Source organism: Streptomyces coeruleorubidus, assembly GCF_028885415.1.
In the GTDB taxonomy this organism is placed as follows: domain Bacteria; phylum Actinomycetota; class Actinomycetes; order Streptomycetales; family Streptomycetaceae; genus Streptomyces; species Streptomyces coeruleorubidus_A.
The window spans coordinates 8,843,868-8,857,019 of the sequence record NZ_CP118527.1 but is presented as its reverse complement, the minus strand read 5'-3'; the positions used below and the strand labels follow the sequence as shown (position 1 = coordinate 8,857,019).

13 protein-coding genes and 1 pseudogene are annotated in these 13,152 nt (G+C 71.8%); 5 read left to right on the top strand and 9 right to left on the bottom strand.

Annotated elements, in window-relative coordinates; genetic code table 11:
* Positions 1-14 precede the first annotated feature (14 nt).
* Complete coding sequence (locus tag PV963_RS40685; RefSeq protein WP_274821456.1) at positions 15-926, top strand: alpha/beta fold hydrolase; 912 nt, start codon at positions 15-17, stop codon at positions 924-926.
* Positions 927-946: 20 nt separating this feature from the next.
* On the opposite strand, the gene PV963_RS40680 is transcribed toward PV963_RS40685, so the two are convergent.
* The 7 genes and pseudogenes from PV963_RS40680 to PV963_RS40650 form a co-directional block, all read right to left on the bottom strand.
* Positions 947-2,407, bottom strand: a complete 1,461-nt coding sequence (locus tag PV963_RS40680; protein ID WP_274821455.1) for an SLC13 family permease — start codon at positions 2,405-2,407, stop codon at positions 947-949.
* On the bottom strand, positions 2,404-3,321 hold the full coding sequence (locus PV963_RS40675; protein ID WP_274821454.1) for an NAD(P)-dependent oxidoreductase: 918 nt from the start codon (positions 3,319-3,321) through the stop codon (positions 2,404-2,406). Before PV963_RS40675 ends, PV963_RS40680 begins: the two co-directional genes overlap by 4 nt.
* A 235-nt stretch (positions 3,322-3,556) precedes the next feature.
* A complete protein-coding gene (locus tag PV963_RS40670) occupies positions 3,557-4,420 on the bottom strand; it encodes a class II fructose-bisphosphate aldolase (protein WP_274821453.1) in 864 nt (287 codons plus the stop codon).
* Positions 4,420-5,868, bottom strand: coding sequence for a four-carbon acid sugar kinase family protein (locus PV963_RS40665; protein ID WP_274821452.1), 1,449 nt, complete (start codon positions 5,866-5,868; stop codon positions 4,420-4,422). Before PV963_RS40665 ends, PV963_RS40670 begins: the two co-directional genes overlap by 1 nt.
* 42 nt (positions 5,869-5,910) lie before the next feature.
* Entirely contained in the window at positions 5,911-6,609 is a 699-nt protein-coding gene (locus PV963_RS40660) for a FadR/GntR family transcriptional regulator (RefSeq protein ID WP_274821451.1), read from the bottom strand.
* 52 nt (positions 6,610-6,661) lie between these two features.
* The gene (locus tag PV963_RS44190) at positions 6,662-6,835 is read right to left on the bottom strand and encodes a hypothetical protein (protein ID WP_425540990.1); all 174 of its coding nucleotides are present in this window, start codon (positions 6,833-6,835) and stop codon (positions 6,662-6,664) included.
* An 86-nt stretch (positions 6,836-6,921) separates the two neighbouring features.
* A pseudogene (locus tag PV963_RS40650) lies at positions 6,922-7,210 on the bottom strand (alpha/beta hydrolase fold domain-containing protein); the annotation flags it as partial.
* A gap of 174 nt (positions 7,211-7,384) precedes the next feature.
* On the opposite strand from PV963_RS40650, the gene PV963_RS40645 reads away from it, so the two are divergent.
* From PV963_RS40645 to PV963_RS40630, 4 genes are all read left to right on the top strand, one after another.
* Positions 7,385-9,277 (top strand): amidohydrolase, encoded by a 1,893-nt coding sequence (locus PV963_RS40645; protein ID WP_274821450.1) that lies wholly within the window; start codon positions 7,385-7,387, stop codon positions 9,275-9,277.
* A gap of 130 nt (positions 9,278-9,407) precedes the next feature.
* Positions 9,408-10,070, top strand: a complete 663-nt coding sequence (locus tag PV963_RS40640; protein WP_274821449.1) for a hydrolase — start codon at positions 9,408-9,410, stop codon at positions 10,068-10,070.
* A 53-nt stretch (positions 10,071-10,123) separates the two neighbouring features.
* Complete coding sequence (locus PV963_RS40635) at positions 10,124-10,648, top strand: DoxX family protein (protein WP_274821448.1); 525 nt, start codon at positions 10,124-10,126, stop codon at positions 10,646-10,648.
* Complete coding sequence (locus tag PV963_RS40630; protein WP_274821447.1) at positions 10,629-11,366, top strand: YoaK family protein; 738 nt, start codon at positions 10,629-10,631, stop codon at positions 11,364-11,366. Before PV963_RS40635 ends, PV963_RS40630 begins: the two co-directional genes overlap by 20 nt.
* 60 nt (positions 11,367-11,426) lie before the next feature.
* Here the strand turns inward: PV963_RS40630 and PV963_RS40625 are convergent, their stop codons facing one another.
* A complete protein-coding gene (locus tag PV963_RS40625; protein ID WP_274821446.1) occupies positions 11,427-11,660 on the bottom strand; it encodes a hypothetical protein in 234 nt (77 codons plus the stop codon).
* Between the two features lie 313 nt (positions 11,661-11,973).
* Positions 11,974-12,804, bottom strand: coding sequence for a helix-turn-helix domain-containing protein (locus tag PV963_RS40620; protein WP_274821445.1), 831 nt, complete (start codon positions 12,802-12,804; stop codon positions 11,974-11,976).
* Positions 12,805-13,152: the final 348 nt, after the last annotated feature.

Genomic DNA, 13,152 nt, shown 5'->3' with positions numbered 1-13,152 from the left:
CGCCGGAGGTGGCCATGCCCGAGACCGCTGCCCGCACCCAGTCCGATGTCGGCCGCTACGTGAGCGATACCTGGCGGGAGCGCTACTTCACGGCATGCGATGCGGTCTACGCCCTCGGAGCGCCCGCGCTCGCGGAGGAGGACGTGGAGACGTCCTTCGCCACCACGCACGTCTACCGCTATGGCCCCGCCGACGAGGCCGCCCGATCCCGCACCCCGGTCGTCCTGGTGCACGGGGCCGGCTCCTGCTCCGCCATGTGGTACCCGAACACCCCGGCCCTCAGTGCGGATCGCCCGGTCTACGCGATCGACACCCCGGGCGATCCCGGCCGCAGCGTGCAGCGCGAGCCGATCCACCACCCCGAACACGCCGCCCAGTGGCTGGACGAGACACTCGCCGGACTCGGCCTCGACCGGGTCCACCTCGTCGGCACCTCCTACGGCGGATGGCTCGCCCTGAACCAGGCCCACCGCAGGCCCGGTCGCCTCGCCTCGGTCACCCTGCTCGACCCCGGCGGCCTGGAGAAGGTGGGGTTGCGCTTCTTCGTCTGGATCTTCGCCGGCTTCTTCGCGACCTTCGCGCCCAAGGCGCTCCGCCCACGGCTGGCGGCCTGGCTGGAACAGCCGGTCCTCGTCATGCCGGAACTGCGCACGATGATCAGAACGGCCGTTCGCGCCCACCGCATACGCCGCCCGGTGCCGCTTCCCCTGTCCGAGGAGGAGCTGTCCACCATCCGGACCCCGCTCTATCTGGTGCTCGGCAAGCGAAGCCTCCTCGTGCACCCGAAGCGGCAGGCGGAGCGTGTGCCGCGCCTGGTCCCCGGGGCCCGAGCCGAGATCATCTCCGACACGGGCCACGGGCCGCAGATCGACCACGCGGCGGAGATCAACCGCAGGATGCTGAACTTCATGGCCTCCGTCGACTGACAACCACGTCCGCGTGCCGGTCAGACCAGCGGCCACAGGACCGCGGTGAGGGCGAAGCCCGCGCATCCCATGACCGTCGTCAGCACCGTCCACGTGCGCAGCCCCGCCGCGACGTCGAGACCGGCGAGCTTGGTGAACATCCAGTATCCGGCGTCGTTGATGTGGGACAGCGCGAGGGCTCCCCCGCCCATCGCCAGGGCCACCAGCGACAGGTGGCCGGTGGACAGGTCGGCGCGGTGCAGCAGGGGGGTGAGGATGCCGGCGGTGGTGATGAGGGCGACGGTCGCCGAGCCCTGGGCGGCGCGCATGGCGAGGGAGGTGAGGAAGGCCAGCAGCAGCACGGGAAGGCCGGTGCGCTCCAGGACGTCGGCGATCGCGTCGCCGACGCCGCTGGCGACCAGGACCTTGCCGAAGACACCGCCCGCGCCCGCGACCAGGATCACCATCGCGACGGGCGGCAGCGCGGAGCCCATGACCTCGGCGATGCGTACGCGGTTCCAGCCGCGACGGGCCCCCAGGAAGTAGCCGCACAGGGCGACGTCGATGAGCAGTGCCACCATCGGGGCGCCCAGGACGGTGAGTACGGCTCGCAGGGTGGAGCCCTCGGCGAGCGTGTTCTGGCCGATGGTGCCGAGGAGGATCAGCAGGATCGGGGTGACGATCAGCGTCAGGACCATGCCGAAGGACGGCGTCCGGAGGCCGGTGCCCGTGTCGGCGGGCTTGGTCAGCACCGCTGTGGCATGCCCGCCGCCGTCGCCCGGCGCTCCGCCGGTCGGCGTTCCGCCCGCTGTCCCCGCCGGGCCGGACGTGCCCGCGTCCGCGCTCGTCTCCCCGTACACCTCGGCGTACACCGCCGGGTCCATCGGGTACTCGCAGCGGGACAGCCGACGTGAGACGAGGTAACCGAGCAGGACGACAACGGCCGTGACGGGGATGCCCATCAACAGCACCAGGCCCTGGCTGGCGCCGATCGTCTCGACGACCGCGACCGCGCCGGGGTGCGGCGGCAGGAAGGCGTGCACGGTGAGCATCGCGGCGCCCATGGGCAGCGCGTAGATCAGCAGCGGCTTGCGGGAGGCGCGGGCGACCCCGTACGCGATCGGCATGAGGATGATCAGGCCGACCTCGAAGAAGACCGGGATGCCCAGGACGAACCCGGCGACGGTCAGGGCGAGCGGGGTGCGCCGGGAGCCGAACCGCTCGATGAGGTGGTGCGCGAACGCGTGGGCGCCTCCGGAGAGTTCGACGATCCGGCCGATCATCGCGCCCAGCGCGATGATGGTGGCGATGTGGCCCAGGGTGGAGCCCATGCCGTCCTCGATGGTCTTCACCAGGTCGGCGGCCGGCACGCCCGCGGCCAGCGCGACGCCGATGCTGACGACGACGAGGGCGACGAAGGGCTGGACCTTGGCTCTGAGAATGAGCAGGAGCAGGGTCGCGACACCGGCGACCGCGATGACGAGCAGAGCGGTGTGGCTCATCGTCCCTCTCCTTCCGGGGACTGGGGAGACAGGACGGTGACGACGGAGGAGTCGTCGCGGGCGCCGAGTCCGGCGCGCTCGCCGAGCAGGTAGAGCTGTTCGGCCGCGGCGGCCAGTGGCACCGGGACGTGGGCGTCCTTGGCGATGCCGGTGACGATGCCCATGTCCTTGACGAAGATGTCGAGGCGCGACTTGACCTCGGGCTCGGGTCCGTCGTCGTACGTCTGGACCATGCGCGGACCGCGGTCGGCGAACATGAAGGAGCCGGCGGCGCCGTGCTTGAGGCTGTCGACGACCGTGGCCGGGTCGAGTCCGAGCCCGCGGGCGAGCGCGACGGCCTCGGCCGCGGCCGCGATGTGCACGCCGGCCAGCAGCTGGTTGACGGCCTTCATCGCCTGGCCGTCACCGCTGCGCGGGCCTACGACCGTGAGTGTCGAGGCGAGCAGGTCGAGGACCGGCCGGGCCGTCTTCAGGGCCACGTCCTCGGCGCCGACGACGATCAGCAGGTCGCCCTCGCCTGCCCGGACCGGGCCGCCGCTGACGGGCGCGTCCACGGTGAGCACACCGCGCTCGGCGAGCCGCCGGGCGGTCGTGCGGGCCGCTTCCGGGCCGACCGTGCTGGTGAGGATCACGACCGCGCCGGGGCGCAGCGTTTCGGCGGCGCCGTTCTCGCCGAACAGCGCGTCCTCGACCTGCGCCTGGTCGCGTACGGCGAGCACGACGACATCGGCGTCACGGGCGGCCTCGGCCGGAGACGCCGCGTCGCGGGCGCCCTCGGCGGCCAGGGCTGCGCGCCGGTCGGCGGCGATGTCGTAGACGGAGACGGGCAGTTCGCCGGCCAGGCGGTGCGCCATGGGGAGTCCCATGGCGCCCAGGCCTATGACGGCCGTGTGGGGACGGGGGTGCGGAGACATCTTTGTCCTCCTGGGGAAGGAGAGGTGGGGAGCGGGTGGGCTGCCGGGGGTGGGGAAAGCCCTGGCAGGTGGGGAGGGGATACGGTCCGACGCGGCTGCTGCGTGGGGATGGCGCAGGGGCCGGCGGCTCTCGGGGCGGCTCGCGTGGGTGGTGCGACGCTGTGGGCGGCCGTAGGCCGGTCTATTGCCGTACGGCAGTACTGCGAGGGTGGTGGTCAGCGGAGCTGGGCCGGGGTCACGCGTTTGCTTCCTCGGCGCGGGGGGTGAGGCGGCCGATGACGTCCAGGGCGGCGTCCCGGACCGCGTCGCGGCCCGCCGCCCACAGGGAGAGGACGTCGGAGCCGGGCAGGGCGGCCGGGAGGGTCGCGCGGACGGCCTCCAGATAAGCGCGGCGCAGTTCGGCGTTGACGTTGACCTTGGCGACGCCACGCGCGAGGGCGCCGTGCAGCTCCTCGACGGGCAGGCCGCTGGCGCCGTGCAGGACGAGCGGTACCGGTACGGCCTCGTGGATCGCGGCCAGCCGGTCCAGGTCGAGGCGGACGGGGTCCTTGGTGAAGCCGTGGACGTTGCCGACGGCCACGGCGAGCGCGTCCACGCCCGTCGCGGCGACGAACTCGGCCGCCTGCGCCGGATCGGTCATCGCCCCGTACGGCGCGACGGCGTCGGTGGAGACGTCCTCGTCGCCGGGGAGGGCACCGAGTTCGGCCTCCACCCAGGCGCCGTGGGCGCGGGCCCGCCGGACCGCCTCCTTCGTCAGCGCGATGTTCTCGGCGAAGGGCAGGTGGGAGCCGTCGACCATGACGGAGGTGTAGCCGGCCTCCAGGCAGGCCGTGATCTCGTCCAGGTCACGGCTGTGGTCGAGGTGCACACCGAGCGGGGCGGCGGAGCGTGCGGCGGCGTCCAGTGCCAGTCGCATCAGGGGCTCGCGCCCGGCGTGCTCGAAGGGGCTGGAACCCGCCTGGATCAGGAGGGGCAGTCCGGCGGCCTCGGCGGCGGCCGTGATGCCCTGGACCGTCTCCAGGTTGTAGGCGACGAAGGCGGGCAGGGCGTGGCCGGCGGCCGCGGCCTCCTTCAGGGCGTCGGTTCCGTGGAGCAGCATCAGGCGCTCCTGAGCAGGTCGAGGGCGTCGGCGAGGGCGTCGGCGCCGCCGACGTTTCCGGCGAAGACGATGAAGGGGATGCCGGCGGCGGGGCCGTCCACGGGCTCCCAGAGGGAGACGATGCCCGGCAGCAGCGTGCCCCGGGCCCAGGCACGGCGGATCTGAAGGCCGTGGGTGGCGGTGTCGCTGGAGGTGATGCCGCCCTTGGCGACGACGAAGGCGGGCCGCCGGATGGCGTTGACCCGGCACACGGCCTCCACGAGCGCGGCCGAGACCCGGCGGGAGATCGTCAGGCTGTCGTCCGCGTCGGCGCCCGTCACCAGAGCGCGCGAGGTGCGGATCACGGCGTCGGCCGAGTGCAGCGCACCGGCCGCCGCGGCAGCGACCTCGGCGATGTGGGCGTCGCGCCGCTTGTCGTCGAGCAGGAGGACCACGTCCAGCTCGTACTCGGCGATCCCGCCCCGCTCCCGCAGCCGGTCCAACTGCCGTGTCGTGAGCGACACATGGGACCCCACGGCGATCAGGCCATGGGGCGCGTCACCGCACAGCGGGCGCAGTTGCGCGGGGGTGAGCGGTGCCCGCCCGGCCTGTCCGGCACGCGCCCTGACGAAGGACGGCCCGACCCGGTACAGCAGCCGTGTGCCGTTCCCCTCCGCCTGGGCGAGGGCCAGGGCCAGGACCCGTAGGTCGTCGTCGCACACCGCGTCGACCACGGCCGTGCGTCCGCCGCGCAGCGAGGACAGCAGCCGCGCCGTGTGCGCCGGGCCGCCGCCGCGCAGGTCGTCGAGGGTGATGCGCAGGACCTCGTCCGCGGGCACGCGTCCGTCCGTCTTCTCCTCGACCCAGTCCGGCAGCGAGGAGTTCCGGTAGCCGAAGGTGGCGTCGCGGGCGAACTCGCTCTCGCCGACCGGCAGCAGCCCGTCGGCCGTCCGCATCCAGTGGTGGGAGCCGACGGTCAGCCGGCCCGCCTCGATGTAGGCGGGGACCAGCACGACGCCGTCCGGAGCGCCGGCGCCCAGTTCGGTGAGCTCCTGGGCGAGGACGTCGGTCTCCAGCGGGAAGTGACCGCGCAGGGTCGAGTCGCCGCGGCTGGCCAGGACGTAACCGGTGCCCTCGGCCGCCGATGCCGTGTGCAGGGCGCGGACCACCTCGCGGTTGCGGGTGGCGGCGTCCTGCGGCGACAGGCTGCGGGTGTTGGTGAGGACGAAGAAGGCGGTGCTGTCCTGGCGCAGCGCCCAGCACAGGTCGTCCACCGTCCAGGTGGTCAGGACGGGGACGTCGGCGACGGTCTGGGTGCCGGTCGGGTCGTCGTCGAGGACGACGAGACGGGGGCCGCCGGACACGCGGGCGGCCACCTCGGCGGCGCTCACCTCGCGGACCGGAGGGAGCCCTTCCAGCACCGCGGCCTCGGGGACGGGCCGCGTCTGGGCATGCAGGGGTAGGGGCATGGCGAATTCCTGTTGCGTGGCGGGGAGTTGAGGGAAGGAGCGTCAGTCGAGGTCGCGTTTGATCACGTGGGTGCGCAGGTCGTCGGCGGTCTGGTTCATGTGACCGTCCATGGCGGCCCGGGCGGCCTCGGGGCTGCCGGACTCCAGCGCGGCGAGCACCCGCTCGTGGTGCTCGATGGCGTTCGTACGGATCTCGGGGACGGCCGAGGTCTGCCGGCGCCCCTCGACGAGCAGTGGGCCGAACGGCTCGAAGAGCAGCGGGACGAACAGATTGCCCGTCGCCCGCATCACCGTGTCGTGGAAGTCGATGTCGGCCTGCACGAACTGCTCGGTGTCGCCCGCGTCGGCGGCCTCACGCATGGCCGACAGATGCTGACGCAGCGCTTCCAGGTCCTCCTCTGTGCGGCGGGAGGCGGCGAGCTCGCACGCGCCGTTCTCGATGAGCCGGCGCGCCTCGATCAGCCGCTCCGACAGTGCCCCGCTCGATGCGCGCGAGGCCGCCCGCACGACCGGCTCCAGGGCGGTCCACCGGTCCGGCGGGTTGACGTAGGTGCCGCGGCCGCGCACCACCCTGACGACGTTCTGGGCGCGCAGCTGCTTGACCGCCTCGCGCACGGTCAGTCGGCTGATCCCGCCCTGCTCCGAAAGCTCACCCTCGGGGGGAAGGGCGGAGTCGGGCGGGTACTGGCCGTCGATGATCGCGGTGAGCAGCTGCTCGGCGAGGTCGTCGGAGAGCGACATGGCGGGAACCTCTTCAGTCCGTACTCGTCATCAGACATCAGACATCTGATGTCTATGTGGCGGCAACAATGGCACCGGAGGAAAGAGGCGTCAATACCCCGGTCGGCAGGTTCTCCAGCGGCCGCTGAGAGACGGCCAGCACCTGGGCGACGTCGGCGGCGATGGTGGCCTTCCCCGCGGGCTCACCGCCCTCGACGAGGTACGACCACTGCTTCAGGTGGCTCACCAGCAGGTTGGCGGGGAAGCGGCCCTGCAACCGGCCGAGGCTTTCGCCCTCTTCGAGGACGTAGGCGGCGTCGGCGGCGAGCCCGCGCGCACGGCGGCGACCGGGACGCCGGCCTGGCGGAGCTTGCCCGCGTACGCCTCGCCCTCGTCGCGCGGCACGTCGGCCTCGGCGGTGATGACCAGGGCCAGGGGCAGATCCGCGAGTTGCTCGGAGGCGGCGCGCAGCGGGGAGGCGGTGATCTCGGCCCGCTCGGCCTCGTCGGTACGTGTACTGGTCGCGCCACGGCGTAGTTCTGCTCGACGCGACCGGGTAGCGAGCCTCGGGAGACAGGTCGTACTCGGGGAACACCACGGCGGCGCCTGCGCCGTCGGCCAGGCGGCTGCCGCGGGTTCCAATTCTCAGTCGGTGCGCTGTGAAGCCATGCCCGGTGCACTGGCAGGACAGGGAATCGCTCGGTCGTGTCTAACGTGGTGACGAACAAACCGCGGTTTCCACGGGATTTCACATATCACCGAACCGACGTCGTTTTTCCAGGGGAGTTTTCAAGAGATGTCAACCATGCCGGTCGGCGGGCTGGTTCCGTCGGCCACCGGCGACGCCGCGGACCTGGTCGTCCGCAACGCGAAGATCCATACGGGCGATTCGCACCACCCGTACGCGGAGGCACTGGCCGTCCGCGACGGCGTGATCACGGTCGTCGGTGACGACAAGGACGTGGCCCCCCGGGTCGGCGCGGGCACCAAGGTGGTGGACGCGCTCGGGCGGCGGGTGATCCCCGGCCTCAACGACGCTCATCTGCACGTGATCCGCGGGGGCCTCAACTATGTACTGGAGCTGCGCTGGGACGGTGTGCGCAGCCTGCGTCAGTGCCTGGCGATGCTGCGTGAGCAGGCCGCCCGCACCCCGAAGGGCCAGTGGGTACGGGTGGTGGGGGGCTGGTCGGCCGAGCAGTTCGCCGAACGCCGGCTGCCGACCGTCGCCGAGCTGAACGCCGCCGCCCCGGACACTCCGGTGTTCGTCCTGCACCTTTACCAGTCGGCCGTGCTGAACCGGGCGGCGCTCAAGGCCGCGGGCTTCACCCGGGACACACCCGACCCCAGGGGCGGCCGGATCGTCCGGGGCCGGGACGGGGAACCGACCGGCATGCTGCTGGCCGCCCCCAGCGCCCTCATCCTCTACTCGACCCTGGCGAAGGCCCCCGGACTGGAGAGCGAGGAGGACCGGAAAACCTCCACCCGGCATTTCCTGCGCGAGTTGAACCGATTCGGACTCACCTCGGCGATAGACGCCGCCGGCGGTTTCCAGAACTTCCCCGACAACTACGCCACCGTCGTCGAACTGGCCAAGGCCGGGCAGTTGTCGTTGCGTATCGCCTATCACCTGTTTCCGCAGACTCCCGGTCAGGAGATCGACGATCTCGCCCGCTGGATCGAAATGGCCCGCCCCGAGGACGGTGACGAGTGGCTGCGTCTGAACGGCGCGGGCGAGAATCTCACCTGGGCGGCCGCCGACTTCGAGAACTTCGTCCAGCCGCGTCCGGAACTCGCTTCCGACTACGAGGCGGAGTTCGAGAAGGCGGTGCGCCTGCTGGTGGAGAACGGGTGGGGGTTCCGGCTGCACGCCACGTACGACGAGACCATCCGCCGTGACCTCGCGGTGTTCGAGAAGCTCGCCGCGGAAGGTCTCTTCCCGGCCGGGAACCGGTGGCTGTTCGACCACGCGGAGACCGTCTCGCCGGACAGCCTCGACCGCATCGCGGCCCTCGGCGGCGCGATGTCCGTGCAGAACCGTCTCTCCTTCCAGGGCGAGGCGTTCGTACGGCGCTACGGCCCCGGAGCGGCCGCGGACGCCCCGCCGATCAGGGCCATGCTGGACCGCGGCCTGACCGTGGGCGCCGGCACCGACGCCACCCGGGTCTCGTCGTACAACCCCTGGGTCGCCCTGCACTGGCTCGTCAGCGGCCGCAGCGTCGGCGATCTGGCGCTGCGTCCACCGGAGAACCGCGTCGACCGGCACACGGCGCTGGCGATGTACACGCGCGCCGGCGCCGAACTGACCGGCGAGGCCGAGGTCAAGGGCGTGCTCCGGCCGGGGTGTTACGCGGACCTGGCGGTCCTTTCCCGGGACTACTTCGACGTGCCCGAGCCGGACATCGCGCACATCGAGTCGCTGCTGACGGTGACGGGCGGCCGGATCGTCTACGCCGCCGCCGAGTACGAGGGGCTCGACGAGGAGTTGCCCCCGGTCGCCCCGGTCTGGAGCCCGGTGGCGCACTTCGGCGGCTATCAGGCGTCGGGCCGGGCGGCCGTTGCCGGCGCCCGCCAGGCGGAGTCGCTCGGCCATGCCATCGCCGAGTCGGAGGAGCACCGCCAGTGGCGCGTCGCGCGGGGCCTCGCCCCGGAGGCCGCGAGCGCCCCCTTCGACCCCTGCTTCGTCCTCTGAACTCCCGGAAGGCGAGCGGCCTTTGTCGCCGCCCCTCCCGGGACACCCCTCCCCTCCGTCCAACCGGACGGGTTCTTCCCATGGCCCGGACAGCGGTCCGCGCCACGCCCACCCAGAAAGGCTGCCACTCATGGTCGACATCGCCGAGGTCACCGCGGCCCCCAGCCCCGACCTGCTCACCCCGGACAACTGTGCGGTGCTGTTCGTGGACCACCAGCCGCAGATGTTCTTCGGCATCGGCAGCGGCGACCGCACCGCGATCATCAACGCCACCGTGGGGCTGGCCAAGGCCGCCAGGGCCTTCGACGTGCCGGTCGTGCTGAGCACCGTGGCCGCCGAGTCCTTCTCCGGCCCCCTCCTTCCGCAGCTGGCGGACGTCTTCCCCGAGCAGAAGATCATCGACCGCACCACGATGAACGCCTGGGAGGACCTGGACTTCGTCGAGGCGGTCAAGTCCACCGGCCGCAGGAAACTCGTCCTCGCCGGCCTGTGGACCGAGGTCTGCATCGTCCTTCCCACGCTCTCCGCCCTCGCCCAGGGCTACGAGGTGTACGTCGTCACCGACGCCTCCGGCGGTGTCAGCCCGCAGGCCCACGAGCACGCCGTCCAGCGCATGATCCAGGCCGGGGCGGTCCCGGTGACCTGGGTGCAGGTGCTCCTGGAGCTGCAGCGCGACTGGGCCCGGACCGACACCTACTCCGCGACGACGGACGTGGTGAAGGAGCACGCCGGGGCCTACGGCCTCGGCATCGTCTACGCGCAGGCCGTCATCGGTGCCCACGCCGCCGGCTGATCCCCGCACCGGCACGGGAACGTCAGGAACGGACAGGAACAGGCGGGAACACGATGGACGCTGGACTGCTGGTCCTCCGGCTGGTGGTGGGCTTGCTCATCGCCGGGCACGGTGTGCAGAAGGTGAGCTTCCGGCTCGGAGGAGACGGCTTGGCGGGCGGGACCGAGGAGTTCCGCCGTGACGGATTCCGCGGCGGCCGGCTCACCGCACTCGTCGCCGGCGCCGGTCAGATCGGTTCCGGCCTGTTCCTGGCAGCCGGCCTGCTCACACCCCTGGCGGCGCTGGCGGCGATGGGCGTGATGACGGTCGCGGGCAGCGTGAAGCGGCCCAAGGGCTTGTGGGTGCAGCACGACGGCTACGAGTATCCGCTGGTTCTTGTCGTCGTCTCCGCCGCGCTGGCCCTCACCGGGCCCGGACGGTGGTCCGTGGACCACGCGTCGGGCATCGCCCCCTGGCCGGAGTGGGTCGCCGTCGCCGCCCTCGTGCTGGGACCGGTGAGCGGCTTGCTCACCCGCCTGGTGCTGCACCGGTCGGCCACCGCACCGGAAGGGGTGCGGCATGCGCAGGCTGCTGAGTGACGCGGCCCGCACCCTGGTGCCGCGTCACGAGGAGCGGCACGGTCCGCTGCCTCCCCTGATGCTGGCCCTGACGGTGGCCACCGGCATGGTCGACGCCGTCAGCTACCTGGCGCTCGGTCATGTCTTCGTCGCCAACATGACCGGCAATGTGGTCTTCCTCGGGTTCGCCCTGGCCGGCGCCGGGGGCCTGTCCGCGCTCGCGTCCGTGGTCTCGATGGCCGCGTTCCTCCTCGGCGCGTTCGCCGGGGGCGTGCTCGGCACGCGGTCCGCCGCGCACCGCGGCCGTCTGCTGCGCGCCGCGACGACGGTGCAAACAGCCCTGGTCGCGGTGACCGTGGTCGTCGCCGTCGTAGCGGACGACCGGATCACCACCGGCGTCCGGTACATCCTGATCGTGTGCCTGGGGCTCGCCATGGGCCTGCAGAACGCGGTCGCCCGCCGGCTCGGCGTACCGGACCTCACCACGACCGTCCTGACCCTGACCCTGACGGGTCTGGCCGCCGACTCCACCCGGGCGGGCGGCGAAGCGCCACGTCCCGGGCGCCGGATCCTCTCCGTGCTCGCCATGTTCCTCGGCGCCCTCGCCGGCGCCGGGATCATCGTGCACGGCCGCCTCTCCTTCGCGCTGGGTCTGACGCTGCTGCTGCTCGCGGTCATCACCGTGATCACACACCGGCTCTCGGCCGGTGATGCCCCCTGGGTCCGCCCCCGGCCCTGAGCGGAACCTTCTCACGAGCCCCAACCGGCTGCGGCCAGGTGAGGAGTCCAGACCGCTGGGTCATTCCTCCGGCCGAAGCCGCTGACGAGCGGCCTCAAGCCGCTGGTCATAGTCAGGCGCGAACAGCCCAGGAAGCGCCTTGTCCAGCGTTCCGGCGATCCGATGGATCGGCGCCCAGACCGCCGGATCGTCGACAACGCGGCTGAGGTCCGTCATCTGGAGCTTCTCCAGCCAGTGCGACAGCACCAGTGCCTCGTCACTCGTGAGCTTGATCGTGACCTGGCTATCACTCATGCACACCCCTACGGCTCGGCCCGCCCTCGACCGCACGAACCTACTGGCCTTGGACCTTGACCAAACACATCCCTGAGGGAGAAGTGTCTCCTGTTCCTGCCCCGCTGCGGCCAGGCGCTGGCGGCGCCGCTGTGGGGCGCCCTGGCCGACCGGCTGAGCCTCGCCGTCCCGCTTCTCGCCGGGAGCGCGTTGCTGCTGGTCAGTGCGTTCACCCTGCGTCGCCGGCCGCTGCACGGGGCGGACGGAGCCGATCCCTCCCCGTCCGCGCACTGGCCGGTCCCTCCCCTGGTGTTCGGGCCCGGACCGTCCGCCGTTACTGCGGAGAGTGCGATCGGCCGGCCGGCGAGCCGACGTCCGACGCCGCCAACGCCTGCCATTCGCGGGGGGACATACCGTAGGCGTCCCGGAACGTGCGGCTGAAGTGCGAGGGGCTGCTGAATCCCCAGCGGTGCGCCACGGCGGCCACGGTTGTCCTGCGATTCGACGTCCGGCCCAGCTCCTGCCTGCTGGACGCCAGCCTGCGCTGCCGTACCCACTGGCCCACTGTGGTGCCGTCGTCCTGGAAGAGCTTGTGCAGATAGCGCACGGAGATGTGATGCGCGCGTGCGATCGATTCCGGTGACAGCTCCGGCTCCCTCAGATGCTCGTCGATGAAGGCCCGGATCCGCGACAGCATCTCGCCGCCGGCCTTCGACGCGCCGGACGTCTCCCCTCCCGTCTCCGCCTGAAGGAGTTCCATGACGAGGACGGCGAGGAGGTCCACGGCACTGCGGGCGAGCCGGTCACCGATCGTCGACCGGTGGACTCCCGCCTGGGCGGCGAGCGCGGACAGGAAGCCCGACACCAGCGCACCCATACCGACGCCGTGCCGCACCGGCACGCCCACGACCCGGTCCAGGTCCGGCTCCGCAACGCCCAGGTAGCGGCGGGTTGTTCGGAAGTACGTCATCAGGCAGTCCTCACCGAACCGGAGGACGTCACGCCGGGCCGGATCGCAGAACACCATGTCACCCGGCTCCATGAAGGTCCCGCCCTCCCCGGCCCGGGTGAGCGCGACCGTCCCCCGGACGTGCAGGCCCAGGTACAGGAATTCGCCCTCCCCCTCGTCGGGCATCGCCGACAGCATCTGAACGATGTCGGACACACGAGTCATCACTAACTCGGTCATAAGAACTCCAACCGTTTTCGCTCAACTGGCGGCCGAAGCCAGGAATTCCGCCGGCTCTGCCAGAAACTTCTCCACCACGCCGTTGAAGGCGGCGGGGGATTTCATGGAAAGGTAAATGCGCCCCTGTCAGCGCCGGTGTACGGCACCGTCGTGCACCGACCACCGCGCGCCGTGGGAATCCGGCTGAGAACTTTCCTCGCTCTGCAGGAAGGTCCGGGAGCCGGTAGTCGGACCGGCCGAGCTCCTCCGCGAGTTCGTCGACGAGTGCCTGGAGCGCCGCACTGCCGGGGCGGGCTCGCTGAACTCTTTCGGTCCTGCGGATTT

Excerpts from the sequence above, each read along its gene's own strand:
- PV963_RS40685 (WP_274821456.1), top strand. The coding sequence starts at position 15 with ATGCCCGAGACCGCTGCCCGCACCCAGTCCGATGTCGGCCGCTACGTG.
- PV963_RS40680 (WP_274821455.1), bottom strand. The coding sequence starts at position 2,407 with ATGAGCCACACCGCTCTGCTCGTCATCGCGGTCGCCGGTGTCGCGACC.
- PV963_RS40675 (WP_274821454.1), bottom strand. The coding sequence starts at position 3,321 with ATGTCTCCGCACCCCCGTCCCCACACGGCCGTCATAGGCCTGGGCGCC.
- PV963_RS40670 (WP_274821453.1), bottom strand. The coding sequence starts at position 4,420 with ATGCTGCTCCACGGAACCGACGCCCTGAAGGAGGCCGCGGCCGCCGGC.
- PV963_RS40665 (WP_274821452.1), bottom strand. The coding sequence starts at position 5,868 with ATGCCCCTACCCCTGCATGCCCAGACGCGGCCCGTCCCCGAGGCCGCG.
- PV963_RS40660 (WP_274821451.1), bottom strand. The coding sequence starts at position 6,609 with ATGTCGCTCTCCGACGACCTCGCCGAGCAGCTGCTCACCGCGATCATC.
- PV963_RS40645 (WP_274821450.1), top strand. The coding sequence starts at position 7,385 with ATGTCAACCATGCCGGTCGGCGGGCTGGTTCCGTCGGCCACCGGCGAC.
- PV963_RS40640 (WP_274821449.1), top strand. The coding sequence starts at position 9,408 with ATGGTCGACATCGCCGAGGTCACCGCGGCCCCCAGCCCCGACCTGCTC.
- PV963_RS40635 (WP_274821448.1), top strand. The coding sequence starts at position 10,124 with ATGGACGCTGGACTGCTGGTCCTCCGGCTGGTGGTGGGCTTGCTCATC.
- PV963_RS40630 (WP_274821447.1), top strand. The coding sequence starts at position 10,629 with ATGCGCAGGCTGCTGAGTGACGCGGCCCGCACCCTGGTGCCGCGTCAC.
- PV963_RS40625 (WP_274821446.1), bottom strand. The coding sequence starts at position 11,660 with ATGAGTGATAGCCAGGTCACGATCAAGCTCACGAGTGACGAGGCACTG.